17 protein-coding genes are annotated in these 22,649 nt (G+C 42.1%); 10 read left to right on the forward strand and 7 right to left on the reverse strand.

Features of this window, described 5'->3' with window-relative positions; genetic code table 11:
- The first annotated feature begins 52 nt into the window (after positions 1-52).
- Both ccoG and GQS54_RS19955 read left to right on the forward strand, forming a co-directional pair.
- Positions 53-1,363, forward strand: coding sequence for a cytochrome c oxidase accessory protein CcoG (ccoG, locus tag GQS54_RS19950; RefSeq protein WP_166425681.1), 1,311 nt, complete (start codon positions 53-55; stop codon positions 1,361-1,363).
- Positions 1,364-1,724: 361 nt separating this feature from the next.
- A complete protein-coding gene (locus GQS54_RS19955) occupies positions 1,725-2,192 on the forward strand; it encodes a hypothetical protein (protein ID WP_166425682.1) in 468 nt (155 codons plus the stop codon).
- Between the two features lie 382 nt (positions 2,193-2,574).
- Here the strand turns inward: GQS54_RS19955 and GQS54_RS19960 are convergent, their stop codons facing one another.
- Positions 2,575-4,167 carry a class I adenylate-forming enzyme family protein gene (locus tag GQS54_RS19960; RefSeq protein WP_205967857.1) on the reverse strand — a complete coding sequence of 531 codons (1,593 nt, stop codon included), beginning with the start codon at positions 4,165-4,167 and terminating at the stop codon, positions 2,575-2,577.
- Positions 4,168-4,696: 529 nt separating this feature from the next.
- On the opposite strand from GQS54_RS19960, the gene GQS54_RS19965 reads away from it, so the two are divergent.
- Positions 4,697-6,400 (forward strand): protein adenylyltransferase SelO family protein, encoded by a 1,704-nt coding sequence (locus tag GQS54_RS19965; protein WP_166425683.1) that lies wholly within the window; start codon positions 4,697-4,699, stop codon positions 6,398-6,400.
- 208 nt (positions 6,401-6,608) lie between these two features.
- On the opposite strand, the gene GQS54_RS19970 is transcribed toward GQS54_RS19965, so the two are convergent.
- Together GQS54_RS19970 and GQS54_RS19975 are read right to left on the reverse strand one after the other, a co-directional pair.
- A complete protein-coding gene (locus GQS54_RS19970; protein ID WP_166425684.1) occupies positions 6,609-7,019 on the reverse strand; it encodes a hypothetical protein in 411 nt (136 codons plus the stop codon).
- Between the two features lie 192 nt (positions 7,020-7,211).
- A complete protein-coding gene (locus tag GQS54_RS19975; protein WP_166425685.1) occupies positions 7,212-7,703 on the reverse strand; it encodes a DUF2938 domain-containing protein in 492 nt (163 codons plus the stop codon).
- 78 nt (positions 7,704-7,781) lie between these two features.
- Between GQS54_RS19975 and GQS54_RS19980 the strand changes: the two genes are divergently transcribed.
- The 3 genes from GQS54_RS19980 (at position 7,782) to GQS54_RS19990 (ending at position 10,736) form a co-directional block, all read left to right on the forward strand.
- Complete coding sequence (locus GQS54_RS19980; RefSeq protein WP_166425686.1) at positions 7,782-8,210, forward strand: helix-turn-helix domain-containing protein; 429 nt, start codon at positions 7,782-7,784, stop codon at positions 8,208-8,210.
- A 919-nt stretch (positions 8,211-9,129) separates the two neighbouring features.
- Positions 9,130-10,323: a hypothetical protein gene (locus GQS54_RS19985; protein WP_166425687.1), complete on the forward strand. Its 1,194-nt coding sequence runs from the start codon at positions 9,130-9,132 to the stop codon at positions 10,321-10,323.
- Complete coding sequence (locus GQS54_RS19990) at positions 10,323-10,736, forward strand: hypothetical protein (RefSeq protein ID WP_166425688.1); 414 nt, start codon at positions 10,323-10,325, stop codon at positions 10,734-10,736. Before GQS54_RS19985 ends, GQS54_RS19990 begins: the two co-directional genes overlap by 1 nt.
- 159 nt (positions 10,737-10,895) lie before the next feature.
- Here GQS54_RS19990 and GQS54_RS19995 read toward each other — a convergent pair whose 3' ends face one another.
- Positions 10,896-11,489 carry a hypothetical protein gene (locus tag GQS54_RS19995; protein ID WP_166425689.1) on the reverse strand — a complete coding sequence of 198 codons (594 nt, stop codon included), beginning with the start codon at positions 11,487-11,489 and terminating at the stop codon, positions 10,896-10,898.
- A gap of 294 nt (positions 11,490-11,783) precedes the next feature.
- Entirely contained in the window at positions 11,784-12,158 is a 375-nt protein-coding gene (locus GQS54_RS20000; protein ID WP_166425690.1) for a hypothetical protein, read from the reverse strand.
- Between the two features lie 328 nt (positions 12,159-12,486).
- Between GQS54_RS20000 and GQS54_RS20005 the strand changes: the two genes are divergently transcribed.
- The 3 genes from GQS54_RS20005 to GQS54_RS20015 all read left to right on the forward strand — a co-directional run bounded on the left by GQS54_RS20005 (position 12,487) and on the right by GQS54_RS20015 (position 14,820).
- Positions 12,487-12,912, forward strand: a complete 426-nt coding sequence (locus GQS54_RS20005) for an energy transducer TonB (RefSeq protein WP_166425691.1) — start codon at positions 12,487-12,489, stop codon at positions 12,910-12,912.
- A gap of 122 nt (positions 12,913-13,034) precedes the next feature.
- Entirely contained in the window at positions 13,035-14,351 is a 1,317-nt protein-coding gene (locus GQS54_RS20010; protein WP_166425692.1) for a DEAD/DEAH box helicase, read from the forward strand.
- 220 nt (positions 14,352-14,571) lie between these two features.
- Positions 14,572-14,820: a DUF3297 family protein gene (locus GQS54_RS20015; protein ID WP_166425693.1), complete on the forward strand. Its 249-nt coding sequence runs from the start codon at positions 14,572-14,574 to the stop codon at positions 14,818-14,820.
- 525 nt (positions 14,821-15,345) lie between these two features.
- Here GQS54_RS20015 and putA read toward each other — a convergent pair.
- Both putA and GQS54_RS20025 read right to left on the reverse strand, forming a co-directional pair.
- Positions 15,346-19,140 carry a bifunctional proline dehydrogenase/L-glutamate gamma-semialdehyde dehydrogenase PutA gene (gene putA / locus GQS54_RS20020; protein WP_166425694.1) on the reverse strand — a complete coding sequence of 1,265 codons (3,795 nt, stop codon included), beginning with the start codon at positions 19,138-19,140 and terminating at the stop codon, positions 15,346-15,348.
- A gap of 409 nt (positions 19,141-19,549) precedes the next feature.
- Positions 19,550-21,358 (reverse strand): dipeptidase, encoded by a 1,809-nt coding sequence (locus GQS54_RS20025; RefSeq protein ID WP_205967858.1) that lies wholly within the window; start codon positions 21,356-21,358, stop codon positions 19,550-19,552.
- 305 nt (positions 21,359-21,663) lie between these two features.
- On the opposite strand from GQS54_RS20025, the gene GQS54_RS20030 reads away from it, so the two are divergent.
- Positions 21,664-22,530 (forward strand): phytanoyl-CoA dioxygenase family protein, encoded by an 867-nt coding sequence (locus GQS54_RS20030; protein WP_166425695.1) that lies wholly within the window; start codon positions 21,664-21,666, stop codon positions 22,528-22,530.
- The last annotated feature ends 119 nt before the right edge of the window (positions 22,531-22,649 follow it).

Raw genomic sequence — 22,649 nt, forward strand, 5'->3', positions numbered from 1 at the left:
AAAAAGCGATTAGCATATATTCGGCTGACCGTTTTTTCTACCCGTTCAAGTTATGCACTTATTCTTTGAATCCAAGCGTTTTTTTGGTGTTGTGTCCTTATTATTATTTAGCTTAATTCCTTGGTTAACTTACCAAGGACATCAAGCAATACTGCTGGATTTTAGTGAACAACGATTTCATTTGTTTAGCATGACTTTTTGGCCCCAAGACCTTGTTTTAGTCTCGTGGATTTTTGTTATAGCTGCGTTTTTACTGTTTTTTGTTACCACTGTTGTTGGTCGAGTTTGGTGTGGTTTTATGTGTCCGCAAACAGTGTATACCTTTGTGTTTATTTGGTTAGAAGAAAAAATAGAAGGAAGCCGCAACAAACGTATTCATTTGGATCAACAAGACTGGTCATTAGCTAAGGTGTTTCAAAAGTTAATTAAACATGGCGCTTGGTTAAGTGTATCCGTTTTTACGGCACTAACCTTTGTGGGATATTTTGTGCCGATTCAGTCATTATTCATTAATTTTTTCAACGCTAACATTGGTTTCTGGCCACTCTTTTGGGTATTGCTTTTTACGTTTTGTACTTACGCCAACGCAGGTTGGATGCGCGAAATAATGTGCACTCATATGTGCCCTTACTCGCGTTTTCAATCCGCCATGTTTGACAATGATACTAAGACGGTAACCTATGACCATCAGCGCGGCGAAGGTCGTGGACCACGATCTAAAAAACTATCTAGGAAAGAAGTCGCAGCTAAAGGTATGGGGGATTGTATAGATTGTAATCTGTGTGTGCAGGTTTGTCCCACTGGAATTGACATTAGAAACGGCTTGCAATACGAGTGCATTAACTGCGGTGCATGCGTGGACGCATGTAACAATGTCATGGATAATATGAATTATTCTAGAGGCTTAATTAGTTTCACCTCTGTAGCTGCACTAGCAGGTCAACAAGCCAAATTACTGCGACCAAAAGTACTCGGATACTTTTTTGTTACCGTTGTAATTTTAATCGTTATGGTGTTTCAATATAATGCTCGTAAAGAACTTGACCTAAACGTAGTTCGAGACAGAACATCATTGTATCGTGAAAGTAATTTAGGCATGGTTGAAAATACGTATACCTTAGTCCTCATGAATAAATCACAGTCAACCATACCCGTTACCATTCAAGTACATGATTTAGTTTACCAAACACTTTCTGGTGACACCCATTTAACTTTAGCGCCTGGCGAACTGCTGCATCATCCAGTTTCTATATCTGTTAATCCAGCAACGTTACAACAGGCCGTAACTCCCTTTTATTTTACCCTCACAAGAGATAATACTGAAGAACCAACTAAACAAAAAGCTACTTTTATCTACCGATAGAAAGTCCTAAGTTAATAGCAAGCAAGCAAAAGTAGAGCAGCTAATTACTTAGATAATGTAGTAACAGGTGTTGTAGTCAACTAATTCACAAACTTTGGATTAGTTTGACTCTCCGCTCTGCAGGGGGCTGACCGTTGTAGATCCTACGAAGACATCCACCTTGACCCTACGAAGACATCCATGTTTCTATACAGAACAAAAAAAGGTACGGTGCGGTAAAATATACTACCTTTGCAATGCGTTAACGCGCGGGCTAAAAATGACCTAAGACGAAAGGCAGAAAATTCTGTTTTTAATACGTGAATGTCGACAATGAGTATTTTTAGAAAATACTATTGTTAGGTTTTTTAAGGAGGAAAGTATGAAGAAAATTTTAGGGATGGCGTCCATTGCCTTTTTGACGGGATGTGCATCAGCTAATTATTCGGACATCAACACTAGCCAAGCCGTTATTAGCAATCTCAAAGTGATTGAACTGGGTAAAGCTGGAACAAAAAAGCATCAGTTAGATGTCAAATTTGATTATAGCATCAAGGACTATAGTGACGTTACTGGGCTGTATAAATGCTCAATCTTGTTTACGAGCTCTCAGGAGGAACTGGTAACGGTCACTACAAAGCGAGAGCCGTGCAAAATTGATTCTGAAAGTGGTTCTGTATCAATTAAGTGGGATACCCCTTTATCAACGAGTGCTGGTTACTCAAAGGAAAGTTTACGCAAAATGGTATTCCCCCTCGAGTATCAAGTGACTATACATCAGAAGAGGACAAAGAATTCAAATGTCGTGATAGGAATGAGCCAACCTCTTTACATAACCTCAGATACATAACTGACGTTTGAACACGCTTGTTTATCCAGTAAGGGATAAAACACGGCGCTTCTTCACTGTTATCGCGTCGTGTTTTTGGCCATTAAAAATATACAGACCTATAAGTTTACGTAAAATAAAGTAAATATTCTGTTCCGCAAGATTACTCAACGGAATGCGCTGATTACCGGGCGCCGGGCGCCGGGCACCGAGCACCGGACGCTCATCACCAAATAAGTCTAGTTCAGGCCTTAAATTTGAATCTGCTACCTTTTATCATGAATGTCCTTATATCTTCTTTTTATATACCAATTAAGTTTTGATAGGAGTAGCTTGCATAGCCAACAGCTTTGTTGGCTAATTGGTAGGGGGTTTGGGGTAAGCCTAGTTTCAGTAATTCTCTCTATTTCTTGACATATTCATCCCTTAATTCTCGCTTCTGAATTTTGCCAATCGTGCTTCTTGGTAGCGTACTTCTAAATTCTACAGCTGAAATTCGTTGGGTTTTACCTAACCGGTTATTAACCCAATCTGTGATGTCTTGTTCAGTTTCAGTTACACCTTCTTTCAACACGACTAAAGCAAGTGGCGTTTCCCCCCATTTGTCACTGGGAATACCAATAACTGCGACATCTGAAATGCCATTATGTTGAATAAGTTCGGCTTCGATATCAGCAGCATAAATATTAAATCCTCCCGAAATGATCATGTCTTTTTTCCTGTCCAGTAAGAAAAGAAATCCATCTTCATCAAAACGGCCAATATCACCGCTTTTAAAGTAGGTCTTACCTTTAGAGCAAGTCCAAAGCATGTCATTGGTTAAATCTGGGCGTTTATAATAACCGCTCATCATCGCAGCGGAGCGCCCGACAATTTCGCCAATACTTCCTTGCGGTAATTCTGCTCCTTGTTCATCGATTATGCGTAGCTCAACGCCCTCACTAGCACGGCCTACAGACGCTAATTTATCGGGAAAATCAGTTACTGATAACACCGTGCCTATCCCGCCTTCGGTCAAACCATAGACTTCAATAAGCTTGCCTGGCCATTTATCAATCGCCTCTTGTTTTATTCCTTCTCGTAACGGCGCACTTGTCGATAATTTAACCTGGAAACTACTCAAATCGTAATGATGGAAGTTTTTATGATCCAAAATACGTTGGTATTGAACTGGTACCAGCATTGTATGGGTCACTTTCTCCGCTTCAGCTAGTTTTAAAAACGCTTCAGCTTCAAACTTTGGCATTAGAACAATCCGGCCGCCAAGGGCAAGAGTTGGCAATAATACAACCAGTGTCGTATTAGAATAAAGTGCTGTAGAACTCAGCGTAATCGCTTCTGATGAGATGCCTAATCCTTCAAAACCCACCACATGTTGATTTCGCATGGAATGACTTTGTTCAATCCCTTTAGGTACGCCTGTCGTACCAGAACTATAAATAAGGTTGAACGGATCCTCTGGAAGAATATCGACACTCATTGCAGTGTCAGGCGCAGAGGATACCAATGGTTCATAAGGGGTCCATGCCTCTGCCGAAAAGTCTAGAGAGACATAGCCATCTGTCGGCACTGCTTCGAGGGTTCCAATAAATGGTTCAATATAATGTTGATTATTTTTGGATACAAAAACCATTTTAGAGCCACTATCCCGGATCATGACTTTTAACTGCTCGCTAGATGCCATTCCAGATAAAGGGACAATACATACGCCGGCTTGCAACCCGCCCAAGAATATTTCAATATATTCGATACTACTTTTAGCAAGGATTGCGATTTTACTACCTCGCCCTAAACCACGGCTTGCCAACATGTTTGAGACTTGATTGATACGTGGCATAAAAGTCTTCCATTGACGCGTTTCGCCATCAACGGTTAAAACGTTTAATTCTGGGAAGTTCTTAGCGATATTTCTAATCCGTTCCGGAAAGGAGGTAAAGTTATCTTTGTAGATGATTTCTTCTAAAAAATCTGGTTTAACGTTTGGCATTTCGCTCATATGATTATTCCCATTTTTACTATTTATTGAAGAGCCTTAAGTTCATTCTCAGTATTTTTTAATGGATTGTAAACACTATGTTGGTTTTTATTACATGGGTAAAAGCCAGTGATAACTAACTATTTTTATTGGTGATATTCGTTACGGCAACTAGGCGCTTCACGTAAAGCATATGGACGTTCTTGTACGGGATCCGGAAGGTAATGCGTTAGGTCATTTTGTTTCAAGTCAGTTTAATTATTGGTATTTTTTCAAGGCAACTTTAGCAAATAGCGTTTCATCCATTTCTTTAGTGCAAATAGTCAAATAAACCTTAAATGCTCAACAGTGTTCGCACTTACAATTAAGGAAACTAATTACTTACTTTGTACATGAGGTAGCACAAAATTAGTAAAAAGGGCGAGAGAAAATGATGGCGTCTGCGTTTAGAAGTATTCCTGACAGTGGTACTTTAAAGAAGATCTGAGGTATCTAAATGCAATATACTGTTGTTAATTAGATTTATATGAAAAAAGGGTGTTTGAATTCCATGGCTAACCAACTTATTACTGATGTGCCTAAAAGCGTGCACACACTTGAAGATTTGGCCAAGTTAAGTGATTACTCCTTACTTGATTCTCTTAACTGTGACCCCGATGCCACTGAAACGGGCGATGACTACGCACCAAGACAGGTGTTTTCTGGGCACTATGTGCCGGTTAAACCTACGCCTATTGCTAACCCGGTATACGTTGCCCATAGCGAAACATTCTTTGCTGAATTAGGGTTTGATGACAACCTAGTGCACACAGAGGGTTTTGCTAGTTTATTTACCGGCGATATGTCCAATGTTCCATCCCCTATGCGCCGAGTTGGGTGGGCCACAGGCTATGCGCTGTCTATTTATGGTACTGAATACATTCAGCAGTGTCCTTTTGGTACTGGCAACGGTTACGGCGATGGGCGAGCGGTTTCTGTGCTTGAAGCCGTGATTGATAAAAAGCGCTGGGAGATGCAGTTAAAAGGTGGCGGGCCAACCCCTTACTGTCGTGGCGGAGATGGCAGAGCCGTGTTGCGTTCAAGTGTCAGGGAGTTTTTAGTACAAGAGCACATGCATGGCTTGGGTGTGCCAACGTCGCGATCGTTATGTTTGTTTGTCTCGCAATCAGAACAAGTAAGGCGCCCTTGGTATTCTGAAGGCTCTTATGCCACAAACCCAGATATGAACGTATCTAACCCTGTGGCGATTTCAACGCGCGTCGCACCTTCGTTTTTAAGAGTGGGTCAACTTGAACTCTTTGCTCGTCGCGCTCGCGTTAATCAGCATCCCGATGCGCTCAAAGAGCTAGAGATGATCGTGTTGCATTTGATTGCGCGTGAATATCAAAATGAGATTGATCACGAGCTCGCCATTGCAGAAAAAGTCGTACAATTAGCGCTCGCATTCCGTGACCGATTAACCACGTTGATTAGCCACTGGCTGCGCGTAGGCTACTGCCAAGGCAACTTTAATAGTGACAACTGTGCTTGTGGTGGTTATACGCTCGATTACGGTCCATTTGGTTTTATTGAGCTTTTTGACCCTTATTACCAACCATGGACGGGTGGGGGACAACATTTTTCGTTCTTCAACCAAGGGGCGGCAGCACAAACAAATTTCGACATGTTTTGTAAAGCTTTACAACCTTTGCTCTCGGTAGCGCCCGAAGCGCTTGCGGAATTGAATCAGATAAACCTTGGGTTCGCTTCAGCCATGCAAGATAAAATGGAAAAAATGTGGGCATCAAAACTTGGCCTAGCGTCTTTTGATGCTCAGCTGTTTAATCAACTGATCACGTTAATGGTACAAACATCGGTCGACTACAGCATTTTCTTTCGTGAACTCTCCAAAATCCCAGATGATATTTCAGGTGTCAGCAAAAGTTTCTACAACACGCCAACAGACGAGTTATCCGAACAATGGGCATTGTGGTTACAAAAGTGGCGAAGTATGCTTAATACTCAAGAGAGTATTCAAAAAACTGCGCACATGATGCAGCAGGTTAACCCTAAATATACCTGGCGAGAATGGCTAGTTGTGCCAGCTTACCAGCAAGCGGGTAAAGGTGACTTCGAACTTGTTCGAGAGTTGCAGCAGGTATTAACACAGCCCTTTGATGAACAGTCGAGCGAGATTGAAAGTAAGTACTACAGCTTAAAACCACAGGCGTTTTTTGATGCAGGTGGGGTGTCTCACTACAGTTGTTCTTCTTAAATAGAAATAAGCTCGCTTACTCTTTATCAAACAAAAAACACGGCGCTGCGATAGCATTATCGCGCCGTGTTTTTCACCGAGTAAATAGATAGCGAGCATAATTATCTTCATATGCTTTAGCGCGGAGCATATTTCATATGTAACACTGAAAATTGATTTAGTTGCGTTACTGCACACCCCCTTAAAGGCTCAAAAAACAGATACCGCTTTAATGCTCTTTTGCTTTTTGGTTATCTGAGAATAACAGCAAGTAGGTCAGGCCGATAATGCCAAACAATGCACAGCCTGATAATAAGAAAGGGTCAATCACGATGTTTTCTTTAAATTCGAACGTTCCTGCTGATATCTTCTTCCAGCCCATAAAATGTTGGTTAGCAGCAACGGTCGCGCCGAAAAAGCCGATGACCAAGCCAATGTATTTAGCAATCCAGTGCGTGGCGACGGGGGATATTAATATAAGTCCTAAAATACCGATAACGGTGCGTTGTGCTCGGCAATAAGGGCAAACGTAAGCCATACCGGTGAGGTCCGTTGACCATGCCACTAGTGAGACAACAATTGCGACTAATCCAACTATCTTAGTGTGCGCCAAATAGGTGTTTAAATTCAAAAGGTTCATGTGTGTTTATTTCCTTATTCAAAGCGATATTTGGTAGCGTGTGTAGTATTAAGAACAGCTGCACGCTAATCGCACCACGGCTTAGCTATATTGCTGACAAACTCGACCCCGCAAAAAAATCGATACGCGGGCGAAATTCGATAGTGAATAATGTACTCGCCATTGCCTGTTATCACTTATGTCATTAATCAATTACAGCGCATATACATGATGTACCGCTAAGCCTGATAAATACAAACCAAGGCCAAAGACTGAATGATTAATAATACTATGCACTCTGGCGGAATTAGGGTTTGCTGTGCGAGACGCGGCAATACCTGCCCCCATGCCCAGCTGCATTATCAAAAAGGGTGCTAACACGGTAGCAATACCAACTAAAAGCGCAGGCCCAACGGTTGGACTGTGTACCCACGGGCTTCCGTAAATAATAACCAAGATAGCTGCGTAACTTATGCCAATTACATAGTGGGCAACCCATCCAATAAGGAGCTCGAAGCGCATTGTGCCTGATGTAGCGATAGCGTCATGAATAAATTTCCCTTTAGGTATGTAGGCTATCCAGCGTCCAACCATTGCCCAATTCGTGGGGGGAATACCGAATAACTGCATCCTCAATATAGCCCAGACATCCATCACAACTGTGGCGCCAATCCCGATGAGTAAGGTAAAAAATAATGTGTTCATAGACTTCTCTGTTGCTGGTTATAGATTCAAACTGATGCTAGTCTACAACTTAAAGTTAACTTGAGGTCAAGTGCTGTTATGGATATTTCTACTGTGGCTAAGCGTTCTGGCGTGCCTGCTTCTACGTTGCGCTATTATGAGGAGAAAGGATTAATTTGCTCTATCGGTAGGAAAGGATTACAACGTCTTTTTGCAGCTAACATATTAGAGCGGTTAGCATTGATAGCCTTAGGCCGCGTGGCTGGATTTTCACTGGAGGAAATTTCGGGCATTTTAGGGGCGGGTGACAACCCTGATATCGACCGAGAAATGTTGCTAACAAAAGCCACTGAATTGGACCGCACCATCCAAAAATTAACTGCCATGCGCGATGGACTACAACACGCTGCCGCATGCACCGCTCCTAGTCACCTAGAATGCCCGAGGTTTCGCCGCTTAATGGGGCTAGCCGCCTCTGGTGCAATTAAAGGCCAACCCTCGAATAAACCCGTAAAGAAATCGCAGTGACTCACAGTATCGCCTGGTGGGCCAGAAACCTGAAAGAAATCAGCGCTACTGGTTTGGCTATTCTCTGTGTCGTCGAGATAAATATGCAGCAATCTTAGTCCGGTTAGAATACGCGAAAAAATAACGAATAGTTATGGAGGATAAGGGCTATTCAAATTTACTTTACAGGCAACTTGCCAGTGTCTAAGTACGAGCTTTAAGTCACAAACCCCAGACCCCAGACCCCAAACCCCAAACCTTCAAACCTTCAAACCCTCAAGCCCAAGCGATAAAAGGGCGCTTTAACTGGTAGCGCGTGGAGGTCGAATTCGGATTGGGTAAAGGTTGTGGATAAATGCATCTGCTGCTGATTCATTTCATAGTTGGCGAGTCAAGCAACTTATAACGTAGCCAAACGTTAACCCCAAATACAGTTTCTGTCAGTACTTCCACCTTGATAAAAGGCATTATCAGGATGCTTAAAAACGACTTCGAATGTTTCATTTTGCATTGCTTTGTTGTTTAACCAGCCAGCATGATCTGTCGAAAAAACGATAATGCCCGTTGATAGGGTGAAAGTCGAAGGGCACTCGTTAAACACCCATAGGCTAAAGTTTGCCAATAATAGAATTTGATATGGTCAAATTTTTCAACTATAACTAACGAACAGCTTCAGAAAATGGTAAATAAAACTAACCTGCACTTATGAAGAAACTGAATTATCAAATGGCTGAATAAGTATTGATGCATAAGATTCGTAGTGTGTGGTGTACTTGAATGTTGGGCTTGGGTTTAGCCTGTATTGAGCGTTCAAAAACACTCAGAAATTATAACAGCGTATGAAAATATATACCTAAATTTAGATGTTTATTAAGTATATTAACGGAACTTTGACGAATAGGTGCAAATCCCCTTTGAAACAGTATACATGCGAAGAAATATGAGAATAACAGTCTTCTGCACCCTAATTATATTATCTTTTTTGCCAATAACAGCCCAAGCCGATATATCTGATCGTATTGCGTTTAGCGGCTTTGGACGAATAGTTGGCGGCTATTTAGACGAAGATAGTGCAAGATTTGAGGGATATTATAATAGTGTCAGCTTTTCTCAGCAATCACTGTTTGCCCTGCAAAGCGACATTACTATTACTGAGGAATTAAGCCTCTCTGCACAATTACTCGCCCACTCCGCTTTCGACCGGAAGTCTGGCCTCGAGTGGTTATATGTAAATTATGAACCCAATCAAAATTGGCGGTTCAAATTGGGGAAATTACGTACACCGTTCTTTCGATACAGCGACGTAATAGATGTTGGATTTGCTTATCCTTGGCTTACGCCACCACTACAAAAATTCAGTAGCCTGTTGTTTTCAAATTACGAGGGTGCAACTGGCACCTACCGATTTAATCTTGATTCAACAAATGTTGAAGTTGAAGCTTTCTATGGAACGTTTGATGGTGAATTGACGCGCACCGAGCAGTCAATCAAAATGGATGTTGATGAAATAAAAGGCCTCATTTTTAGTCTGACTTCTGGCAATCTCAGCGCACGTGTTTCAACGACTATGTCTTCTGATTTTGACGCAGACGTTGTCCAGTTTACCGAGCTGGCTAACCTTTTAGATTTTGCAGGTTTCCAACAAAATGCTGAATCGTTGCGTTTTGATGGCGACATTACTGTTTATCAGGGGAATATTAACTACGACACTCTCGACTACTTTGTATCAGCTGAGTGGATGAAAGTTACTTCAGACTTGCTTGTTATACCGGCATTAGATGGCTATTACTTGAGTGCTGGGTATAACTTCGCCCCATTTCAAATTCACTTAAGCTACTCTACATCAAATAGCAAATACGACAACGTCGAAAATTTAGTGCCTAAAGGGTTAGATCCGCAACTGACCCAATTGTCTTTTGCATATGATCAAGTTATTGATAGTTTGCCCGATTATGAATTAGATACTGTAACCTTAGGGTTACGCTGGGACTTACGCTATAACATATCGGCAAAGGCAGAAGTTACGTTTTTAAAAGGAAAACCAGGTAAAAGTTCATTTTTCACAGGAATCACCGACCCTGACTTTGATAGGAAAGCAAAGCTTTATCAAATAGGCGTGGAGTGGGTGTTCTGATGAAATATACAGCGATGCTAATCCTTACCCTAACAATGTGCACGTTCAGTAGCCAAGCAATCGATCTTATGGTCGTCGCGAATACTGACATAACTGATATTAACGTTAAAAAGCGTGAAGTAAGAGATATCTTTATGGGGAGCAGTTCTCAGTTTCCATTAAAGCCGGTAGCGTTAACCCCAGATAGCGAAGCTCGCTTAATTTTTAATACCAAAATAGTTGGCTTAACTGAATCCCGTATCCAATCTTATTGGGCTCAAATGCGATTTAGCGGCAGAAAGAAACCACCAATCGAATTTGATTCAGTTGAGTCATTGCTAACGTTTATGATTAACAATCAGGGCACGATAGCGTATTTACCTAGTAATACTAAATTGCCTACAGGTTTTACTGTTATCTACCGCACAGAATAACGCGTATTATAAAAAAGGTATAAGGCGCGAATTCAACTTGGAAGTTCACTGTCCACTACCAAGTGACTTAGCCGATTACCGCCAAAATAAAACCTCTCTAATGGTTTTTTAACGAACTATTTTTGCTTAGCTAGCTAGAACGAATCAAAAACGAATCATCTAATCTTCATAACCCCAAGGTGCGACTGGCGCCGACACTGGCTTGGTTAAATCGAAATCTACTCGAAACTCTCGCCCTTCACGGATTAGTCGATATGAAAAGGTATCTGGGTAGCTATAGATTTGCCATGTGTTGGTGATAGATTGCGCTAAACCGTGCTCAGCGAATATTTCTTTTGAGTACTGGTCGATAGGGAAGGATTGTATCTGGTTAAAACCCGCGCCTAGCGTGTGCCCGCCATACATAGTCACTGGATCATCAGTGCCGTCTTTATGACGATGATCATGTTTTAGACTCAGACCACTACCGGTTTTTGTAATTATCCAGGTACGTGATGCATTATCGCCGACGTAGAATGGAATTTGTAATTCTGATTGACTGCATTTGCGTACAAACATAATTAATTTTGCATCGAACGCGGCGCTAGGCTGGTTATCTACTACCACTTTCCCCTCAAAGGCCTTGCCACAATGCAAGGCAATGCTAGAGAAAAAAGCGTCGTGAGTAGGAATAGAAACCAGCGGAGCCTCTTTTGAAAAGGCCATAGAACTTGCCATGATAGAAATACCTACCAGCCCATTTTTTATATGCATTTAGTCATTCTTCTTATTCGTTTTTAAAAGTTGATAATATCTTTCTTGTTGACTAATACCAATGTGCTATTAATTAGCATGCAGATCAAACGAAAAAATTATCGAGCAATATTTAAAGACTTATGACTGATATTAAGCAACGATATTGGGGTTTTATGTTTTATAACTTATTATATATCGCCTTTATAGGGCAATTGTTTATAGATAACAGTCGAGTTGGTCTTGTCAATAACCGTGATACCTGTGGATATATTAAAAATGTTGCCCGTTAAGCGGGCGACATTGAGTGTGTTTTTAATTCATTTCGGACATAACTCTGCCGACATTTGTCATCACTTCATCTAGTTCCTTTGTTGGGCTGAAGTCTATAAATTTAACATCTTTGTCTACAATGGCTGTATGACCAGCATGCGCATAAAAAACGTCGCCGGCTACAAATGACTCTTCCTTGCCATTGTCATATATAAAACGGAAAATTCCCTCAAATATGTAACCCCAATGCGGGCAATGACAACTGTCGTTGCCGAGTCCTTTTAATAAAGGGGTAAAATCTGTGCCTTTTGGTAGCTCATGAAATACCACTGTCATATCACCTAAACCGGATAGCGAGCGCATGATCATGTCTGGGGCTTCCATTACGACAGGTATGTCTTCTTTTTGTAATTTCATCGGTATCTACTCCATGTTGGATTTATAAAAATGCTACATCTGCATTCTGTTTATCATGTTTATGCTTAGGTAATGCTAGTAGCACATAACAATCAACAAAAAGTGTAGCTGAGATATTCATCTTCATTAGTTTTTAATGTATTGGAATGCCAAATACATCAGCAAGCAGCCGCTTAATTCATAGAAAGACAGATAACAAAGTACTTATTATGCTTGATGGTTTGCACCTTTATTTTCTATGGGCGCTAGCTAAATTTGTGCGTATATTTCATGCTTAACCACCTAGGTTTTTCTGCTAATCTAGCTGCTAAAGCTACATGGAGCGTTTATGAATAAATTACTGTTAGTTGTTGTCGGTGGATTTCTGGTTGGTGGGTGTGCGACGGTACCTAAACAGAGTACCCTCACGGCCCTAGATTTAACCGCAGATAAAGCAGCGGTAAATAATTATTGGATTACTTACCGAAAGGTAGCGCCCGAGTACCCGCAGCAGGCAAAGAATGATAAAATCTCTGGCTGCGTTGAGTTTTCATTGCTTATTGATGTGAACGGGCGGGCAGTGGAGCCAACAATAATCAAAGCGTTCCCTGAAGGGGTGTTTGATAAACAGGCCGATAATGCAATAAGAAAATGGCTATGGGTACCCACAAAAACGAATACTGAACGCCAACCTGTTTTGACCACTATCCAGCAGGATTTTGTGGTTAGAAACTCGCAGAATGCCAAAGCGGCATATGACGCGTGTAAAATTTAGCGTCTGTTTATGTGCCAGTCATTGTGGGCGCATGTTTGTGAACTATTTTTTAAAACCTGTGTTTAAAAACCTGTGGTTAAAGCTGTATCAATGAATATCAATAACCTGAGGAATATCCATCTATGTCATTTAGTGCCTTAGGCCTGTGTGATGAACTATTAAAAGCGGTTGCGGAGCAGGGCTATACTGTGGCATCACCGATACAGGTTGAAGCTATCCCCGCTGTGTTGAGTCAACGTGACGTGATGGCTGTGGCGCAAACAGGTACGGGCAAAACGGCGGGTTTTACACTCCCTGTGCTGCAATTATTATCAGTCGGTTTACGTGCACAGCCCAAAGGTGTACGTGCGCTAATTATTACACCGACTCGTGAACTCGCTGCTCAAGTGGCTAAGAGTGTTAAAGATTATAGTCAACGAATGAATGTTCGTTCTGGAGCCGCGTTTGGTGGCGTGAGGATTGAGCCACAAATATCCCAATTAGCAGATGGTTTGGATGTTCTGGTCGCTACGCCTGGTCGTTTGATTGATCTTTATAATCAGCAAGCAATTAACTTTGCTCAGTTAGAGATACTGGTCTTAGACGAAGCTGACCGCATGTTAGATTTGGGCTTTATCAACGATATTCTTCATATTCAAAGTTTGTTACCGACTAAACTTCAAAGTTTAATGTTTTCAGCCACATTTACAAAAGATATAACGTCACTTGCTAAAGGCATGTTAACTAACCCACTTATAATAGAGGTGGCGGCGCCAAACAGTACTGTTGATAGGGTAACGCAGAAAATATATGCGGTCGACAAAGCGCGTAAAAGTGAGTTGTTAATACATTTGATTAAAAAATACGATTGGCGTCAAGCGCTAGTATTTACGCGTACTAAGCAGGGGGCAGATAGTTTAGTCACGCAGCTAGAGAAGGCTGGTATTAGTGCTGCATCTATTCATGCGAACAGAACACAGCATGCTCGCACGCTTGCTTTAGATGGTTTTAAAAGCGGGAACGTTAAGGTATTGGTTGCGACTGACATCGCGTCTAGGGGAATTGATGTTAACCAATTACCCTGTGTGGTTAACGTTGACTTTCCTTATGTACCAGAAGATTACGTGCATAGAATTGGTCGCACAGGCCGTGCTGGCAACGCCGGTTTAGCCATTTCATTATTCAGTGAAGATGAAACTAAACAATTACAGGCTATTGAACGTCTTATTGGCCGCAAGCTCGAACGTGAGATCATTGCAGCCTTTGCTCCCACAGCTAAATCGTCGACTAATAAAGCAAACCATAACACTGCGCCCCATAAAAAAACATCAATCAACACGTTAGATGATGACGAATACGGTAATTTTGAAGCTGATCCTCAACCTCGTAATTCCCGAGGAAAGCCTCAGGGGCGAGGAAAACGCGCGAGTGATGCTACTGGTCATAAACGCCGTTATTAAACGACATCATTAAAGTGCACGATGCTCAAATTCTCGTTACACGTCCGTGATTTACTGGCTTTAGCACAAGAGGGGGCTGTCAAAACTGCGAGATGACATAATGGTTTGCAAGCCAGATCTGTCATTCTGCTAACAACGGCACTAAACCTTACTGGAGTTCTTGAGCGCTAGGCGTGTATTGTCTACAATAGCGCTCTTTTTATTTTTTCAGGTCATTAAGATGAACGACACTAAAGCGCTACCCGAGTTACCGGATCGCCTTTCGGGTAATCCCCGCAGCAAATTTCATGTAGAAGAAATTTTTGAGCACCACATCGGTATTCGGTTGAACGGCAAAGAGCATACAAATGTCGAAGAATATTGCATTAGCGAAGGTTGGGTAAAAATTCCTTCTCCTAAAGCGTTAGATCGCCGCGGACAACCGCTTTTAATTACCCTAAAAGGAACGGTCGAAGCTTTTTATTGCTAACCGTTTTTAGTTCAACTGGCCTGTTTTCATAACAGGGGAGACGTACTTGCACCGTAGAATTTTGATCTTCTGGTACGTTTTCCCTAGCGCTTGAATCATATATCAATAGCCTTAATATTTAATTCAACGATAAAAAATTAATAGCACGACGACGATGATTACCCCTATAGGGCTAGTACTATTTATTGTGGGCGCCATACTATTGTTAATTCAGGCATTTGATAAGAGTGCTTTGTGGGACTTGGGGGGGCATTAATTCGTTTAGTTGGCTTTTATCGTTGGTTATTGGGATGAAGCTAAATCGTCTTTTTATTTGCAACTGGTAGGCATGAGGCTGCTGCTGGCTAGATATACTTTGCGTAAGCATTTTAATGGCTAGCAATAAGTATGCTCGACTTTCTAAACTGATTTTCTATCGTTAATACACCAATTTGCTATCCACAAAAAGAAAACCCCGACTAAAATCCGGGGTTTGCTAATATTTTTAAGCGCGGCTTTTTGGGGCGCTTTTTAATACCAGGGGTACTACTCGTCGTCTTCTTCCTCTTCCACTAACGTCATAAGTGAGGTATTACCGCCAGATGCGGTGGTATCGATACTGACCGTTTTCTCTGTTAGCAAACGTTGGATCAGGTGATCATTATACTCTGCAGTTATAACAGGCAATATTGCTCCTGTGCGCTTAGCTAGCATTTTTACCATGTAGCTTGAACGATCACTGTTACTGTCTATTACCACGCCTGTAAGGGCATCTTCCGCCAACAAAGCTTGTAAGTGATGCAATTTAGCCACCTGGAATACGCCTTCGGGCGCACCGGTAGCGATAAACTGTTCGCGAAATTCAATCGCTTCTTCGTAGAACAGTTCAGACACGACAGCAATAACCACATTCCCTGTTGCTAGGGCAGTTACAATAGATAATGTCCAATATTCGAACGTTACGTCTTTATCAGCGAAACAAACCAATATGCCTCTGGGTTCAAGGTACAGCACATTAGATTCGCCCGTTGGCCCTGGTAAAACTTTGGGCTTTTTCAAACGTTTCTCGATACTAATTAACTGAGAACGGGCTGCAGCTAAGGTGGAATTTAAATCTTCCGCCAATTCTTCAACTATGCCGACTTTCGCTAACTTTGCGAGAAATTGGCGAACCGAAGAAATACGGGTATTTAAATCTGTTAGTCGCCATTCATGTTCAGTCGCATGGGCAAGTTTCATAAACTGAGCCGCTTGTTGCGTGGCCTTTTCATCACTTTGCAGTGCTGAATCTGTATTAGGTAGCAATTCACTTACTGGTCTTGGGGTCGATTTTTCTAGCATTAGCCGAGGTAAGTAGTTAGGGCCGCCTGCTTTAGGGCCTGTGCCTGATAATCCGCGTCCGCCAAAAGGTTGAACGCCGACGATAGCGCCAATCATATTGCGGTTTACGTAGACATTACCGGCCCGAGAAAGCTTAACCAACTCCATGGCGCGCATATCAATTCTGGTATGAATTCCCATGGTTAAACCGAAGCCAGTGGCATTGATTTTTTCTACTGTGCTTTCTAAATCTTCTGCCTTAAAGCGTACTATATGAACACACGGGCCGAACACTTCACGCTTGAGTACCGATATATCCGCTATTTCATAAAGCTTGGGCGCAAAGAATGTCCCCTTATTAGCAGGGACTTTGCACTCATATAATAAAGTGCCAGTTTTTTGCATATCTTCAGCATGGGCTTGCAAGTTGGCTAAGGCTTTTTGATCAATCACCGGGCCTATATCAGTGGCCAAATAGGCTGGATCACCGACACTCATTTCCTGCAGAGCGCCGATTAGCATTTCGGTTACCGTATCGGCGATTTCTTCTTGCAAAAACAGTACACGCAATGCGGAACAGCGTTGGCCTGCACTTTGAAAGCCTGAGGCGATAACGTCATCGACCACTTGTTCGGGCAGGGCGGTTGAGTCTACAATCATGCAGTTTTGACCGCCAGTTTCGGCGATTAGTGGTACTTGTTCACCGCCTCTTTGTGCCAACGCGTTAGCGATAATATTGCCGGTAACCGTTGAACCGGTAAACATAACGGCTTTTATTCGCTCATCTGGTAATAACACGTCACCTACATCAGGACCTTGTGCGATAACGGCTTGAACCACACCAGCAGGTAAACCTACGTATTCCATTAATTGCAAAGCACGTAGTGCGATTAAGCTGGTTTGCTCAGCAGGTTTGGCAATTACCGTGTTACCAGTTACTAGCGCCGCGGCTACTTGGCCTAAGAATATGGCCAATGGGAAATTCCATGGGCTGATACACAGCACTACGCCACGAGGTGCCAGTCTGTCGTCTTCTGCAAGTATTTCTGCGCGGGCAGCGTAATAACGACAAAAATCTACCGCTTCGCGAACTTCGTCTACTCCGTCGGTGGTGACTTTTCCTGCTTCTTTAATACACAGAGCGATCAGCTCATCTATATTACGTTCAAGAATGTCAGCAGTGCGGCGCAATAAATCCGCGCGCTCCTTCATAGATGTTTTCGACCACGTAGCGAAGGTTTCGTGTGCAGTAGTTAACTTATCAGCCATTTGTTGCTGAGTATCGAACTGGTGAAAGCCAATAATTTCATCCAGATTGGCAGGGTTGCGCACGGCATGGCAACCTTCAGGTACTTGATCTTCAGTCAATAGATGGTCGTCAAACCAGCGGTCGACAGCGGCTTTAAGCGGCATAATTTGATTAATATCGGTGACGTCAATGCCTTTTGAGTTGTCTCTTTCTTTACCAAACAACGCAATGGGTTTCTGGATCTGGTCGTTATATTTAAACTTTAATCGTTGGGTCTTTTCTACCGGATCTTCAAGTAGCGATTCAACTGGTCTAGATTCATCTACGATAGCATTAACAAAAGACGAGTTTGCGCCGTTCTCAAGCAGGCGGCGTACTAGATAGGCTAATAAGTCTTCGTGCTCGCCTACAGGGGCATAAATACGACATTGAATGTTCTCTACGGTCACAATCTGATCGTATAGGCTGTCACCCATACCGTGCAGACACTGAAATTCAAACCCTTCTTTATCGTCACCAGCCAATTCTATTATAACTGCGGCTGTGTAGGCATTATGCGTAGCAAATTGCGGGTAAATCGTATCTCGATAATCGAGTAAACGGTTAGCACACGCATGATAAGATACATCGGTAGATGACTTACGGGTAAATACAGGAAAGTGTTCTAACCCGTCTTTTTGCGCGTTCTTTATTTCAGTATCCCAGTATGCGCCTTTAACCAACCTGACCATCATTTTACGGTCGACTTTTTCGGTCAATTCTCGTAACCAGTCGATTACATATAATGCACGCTTTTGATAAGACTGCACTGCTAAACCAAAGCCACTCCAGCCTGCCAAGTCAGGATCACTGAATACGTGTTCAATAACGTCCAAAGAGATATCTAGACGTTCTGATTCTTCGGCATCAACGGTTAAACCAATATCGTATTGTTTGGCTAATAAACATAATTGTTTCAGTTTTGGAGGAATTTCTGCCATGACTCTTTCTCTATGGGTAAACTCATAGCGAGGATGAATGGCCGATAACTTAACTGATATCCCTGGGCTCTTTCTGGGGCCTTTGCCTTTTGCCGCTTTGCCTATTACTTCAATCGCTTGTGCATAAGCAGTAAAGTATTCGTCAGCATCTTTTTGCGTTCTGGCACCTTCACCGAGCATGTCATAAGAATATACGTAGCCTTTACGCTCTTTTTCTTCTGCGCGCTGGACGGCATCTTCGATGGTTTCACCCATAACAAACTGCTGCCCCATAACCTTCATCGCGATATTCATGGCTTTACGAATAACGGGTTCGCCAACTTTACCCAAGGTCTTTTTCAGGAAACCAAATTTATTTTGTTGGTTCGCATAATTAACCAAGCCACCGGTTAATAGTAAACCCCAAGAAGATGCATTAACAAATAATGAGTCACTGTTGCCTAGATGTGAGCTCCACTGGCCTTTGGATAATTTATCACTGATCAATTTATCTTGAGTACGTTTGTCTGGTACCCGCAGCAGTGCTTCGGCTAAGCACATTAATACTACGCCTTCGGCGGAAGATAGAGAGTACTCGTTAAGCAGTGCTTCAACTACGCCCGTACCTTCTTGATCATTTCGAATTTGCAGCACCATTTTACGGGCTCGTTCCCAAGCACGGCTGCGAGCACGCATATTCACTTCTGCGTCAGGCAGAATATGTTCAACGGCAAGGTTTTCATCAATTCGATAAAAATCACGAATTTTTTGACGAATGGCTGATTCAGTGACTAAGTTACCGTCAAACAACATATAAAACTCCAAATAAACTGGAAAATAAAACGCACGGTGTGCTCTTTTTCAAGCCACCACAATATCTTGCGGAGTATATAGACCACAACTACTGGCGACAACGTTTGTGAACCGGAAAAATAAACAAATAGTGGTATGAATTTTCCGACTAACGGTTGATAACTATTCAAAAAAGTAAGTAGTGAATTATTGCGCAAAAAAAAAGAATAAATATTGGCGTTATGATGGGCAAGAAAGTGAGAGGTCTTGGGCTTTGCTATCGCCTATCGACGAACTTTTAATGGCATATAGCTGAATAACTGATGCATGCATTTATTTTTAGTCTGTGTTGAAAAAAAGCGACCCATGTTTAGTGGGTCGCTGGGCTAAAAGCAGATTAAAGGAGCAGGGGGGTAAATCTCGATTTGACTTACTCTAAGCTTGGTAATTGCCCCACACGAGCAATCATTTCAGTGATTATTTGCATGTCGAGTAAAAACTGCTCTACTCGTTTAAATTCATTGGCGTTATGCCCAGTGTATTTTTCGTGGGGCATAGCCAAGCCAAATTGCACACCGTTGGGTAGATTATGTACCGATGTGCCACCGCTAGAGGAACCAAACTCACGTGGCATAGACAAGTTCTCTGTGGCTACATCGACTAAAGCATTCACCCATTGGCCTTTGGGATTGCGATACATGGGTTCACGCATACCAATTTTAAAATCGACAGCGATAGCACTATTTTTTTGCCATGCACTTAGTTTGCTTGAAATATCTTGCTTTATTGCATCTACTTCGCGTCCGACTGGTAATCGTAAATTTACGCCTACTTGTAAGTTTTTATCATCAAGGGCGATAAAGGTTACTGCGTTGGTAAGAGGCCCCATAAATTCATGAGAATAATCAATGTCCAACGTTTTGCCTAACGAATTCAGCCCCCAATTGGCCACAATATAAGTGGCGGCATCGGTTATATGATTGAATTTAAATATGGCATTCTTGTGCTGCACAAATTCAATAAACGCAAACATTCTGGATACAGGGTTCACGCCCGATTCGGGCTCCGATGAATGAGCTGATACACCTTTAACCGTTAGCGTTACTCCTTGGGATTGCCCTTGAGTTTGTCCTTGGGAGTCAAGAACGGCATAAATAGAAAAATTACCTCCATTGGCGGCCACAAAGTTGGCAGCTAACTGATTGAGTTTTAACGCTAACGCCTTGGGGTTAGAACTGGTTATCGTGGCAACACTAGCTGAAGGTATTTGATTCATGGCTAAGCCGCCCGTGATAGTCACAATTTCAGCAGTGGCGTGAGTATTCGTTTCACCTGGACGGACAGTAAAGTTGGCCATTACACTGCCAGAACCTTTTTCTGCGATCACCACTGGATAATTACCATCTAGCGCCAGATTATAATTGGGGGTGGGGTTACGGGCGAAATAATAGGGTATGGCTTGGGATGAGGTTTCTTCGGTGGTATCAATTAATAAATGAATATTACGCAGTAACGGAATGTTTTCTTCTTGAATGACTCTCATTGCGTATAACGTGACCACTATACCATTTTTGTCATCTTCGGTGCCTCTGCCATACATACGATCACCGATGCGGGTTAAATGGAACGGGTCAAGTTTAGTACCATCTTCTAACACCCACAATGCAGGCGTAACCGGCACTACGTCCGCATGGGCATGAATACCCACTACTTCTTTTGAGCTACCGTTAAGAGATACTTCGTAAACTCGATTGTCGATATTACGAAATTCTAAATTGAAATCTTGCGCTATTTTAGCAATTACGGTGGCCATTTTCTTAAAATGAGGATTATCGTGTTGTGCTAAACCTGACACGTTAAAAGTCGGTATTGCCACCAGTTGTGCCAAAGTTTTGATGGCTTCTTCACCGTATTTCAGCCGCGAATACAGACCTAATAAACGCTGCATTACATGGTGTTCTGACGATGTTAGGGTTTCTTTCCCGCGATACTTTTTAATGGTCAGTGACAGGGGATTTTTTGAGGCTGTACTTTGCTCGATAAGACCTTTTTCATTCAGCACAGAGGATGAGAGTATCTGCTTTAAAAAATTATCGAAGGTGTCTGTTGATTGTACTTTCACGTTTTCGACAATGCGACTCGACTGCTCAGCCGAAAAATTCTTAATGGGTATTCCAGCATAAACAAAGTTTACGAAACTCATCGCCAGCAACAAGCCGGTCTTTGTTAAAATATTCAACAGCAGATTTCTCCCTTTTATTATTTTTATAACATTTAGCTGGTTATTATATCGTGCTTGAGGACTAATCCAAAATGTCACTTCAAGTTGTAATATCAAATAGAGTCTACGGTATATGCGTGTTCGTGTTGAAAAAGACATAACGCCATTATGCACTTACCCGCTTAAGCAAACTCAGTAAATGAATAGAACTGATATGTTCTAACATGATTTGAACACAAATTTTAAACTCCCTATTTTAATGCTTGCTGTCATGCTACTTTTTGATCACACCTGTATAAGAAATATAAGCGGAATATTTGAGTATGACTAAAACGAAAAATATTGAGTCTATTGTTGATCTTCAGCATGATCTTGCAAATAAACACAAAGCGTTTCAATCTGATAATAATAATGTTTCAGATTCGCTTAAAGCACAAATTGCTAAGGACTTTGACGAGTTACAAAAAAATGGCTTCGTCATTATCACTAACTTGCTTAGTGAGAGTGAGTTAAACGCTATTCGTAATGCAACCCTGCCTTTATTAGGAGATGCAGGTCGCAATAACTTTGAAGGGGTCATGACACAGCGCCTCTACAGTGTGCTTGAAAAAACAAGAGTCATTGATTCGCTTGCTGTTCATCCTAGGATCACCGGATTACTTGATAAACTATTTCAACCCAACTATTTGCTCAGCCAAGCCCAAATGATAAATATTTTGCCTGGAGAGGCAGCACAACCATTACATTATGATGACGGATTTTACCCTGTGCCGCGCCCACGTGAGCCATTTGGTGCAGCATCAATATGGGCTATAGATGAGTTTACCGAGGAAAATGGCGCGACAGTTTTCATTCCCAAAAGCCACATGTTTGGACAAGAGATTATCACCGATAGAAGCACAACTATTCCGTTAGTCATGCCTGCGGGTTCAGTGGTATTTTTTCTAGGTACGACTTGGCACGGTGGCGGAGCTAATCATTCGCAACACAGCCGCCTTGCGGCAACATGCCAGTACTGCGAACCGTGGTTGAGACCACAAGAAAATTTTTTTCTTGAACTGAGTCAGAAAACATTGCAAGAAATTCCACAACAATTGCTTAGTATGGTTGGATATTCTATACATCCTCCCTTTATGGGGATGGTTAATGGCATGCATCCGAAGCGCACATTGTCTGATAGCAAAAAATAATGTTAATGGCATTTTAAAGGTCGACATTCGCTGATGGTCTGGTTGTCGAGTAAGCCTTTTTGCCATTGGAGTGCCCACCTTTTGCGCACGAGCGAGCGACCAATTAGTGTCATTTTTTT

Origin of the sequence: Paraglaciecola sp. 20A4 (genome assembly GCF_011378905.1) — a bacterium.
Classification (GTDB): Bacteria; Pseudomonadota; Gammaproteobacteria; order Enterobacterales; family Alteromonadaceae; genus Paraglaciecola.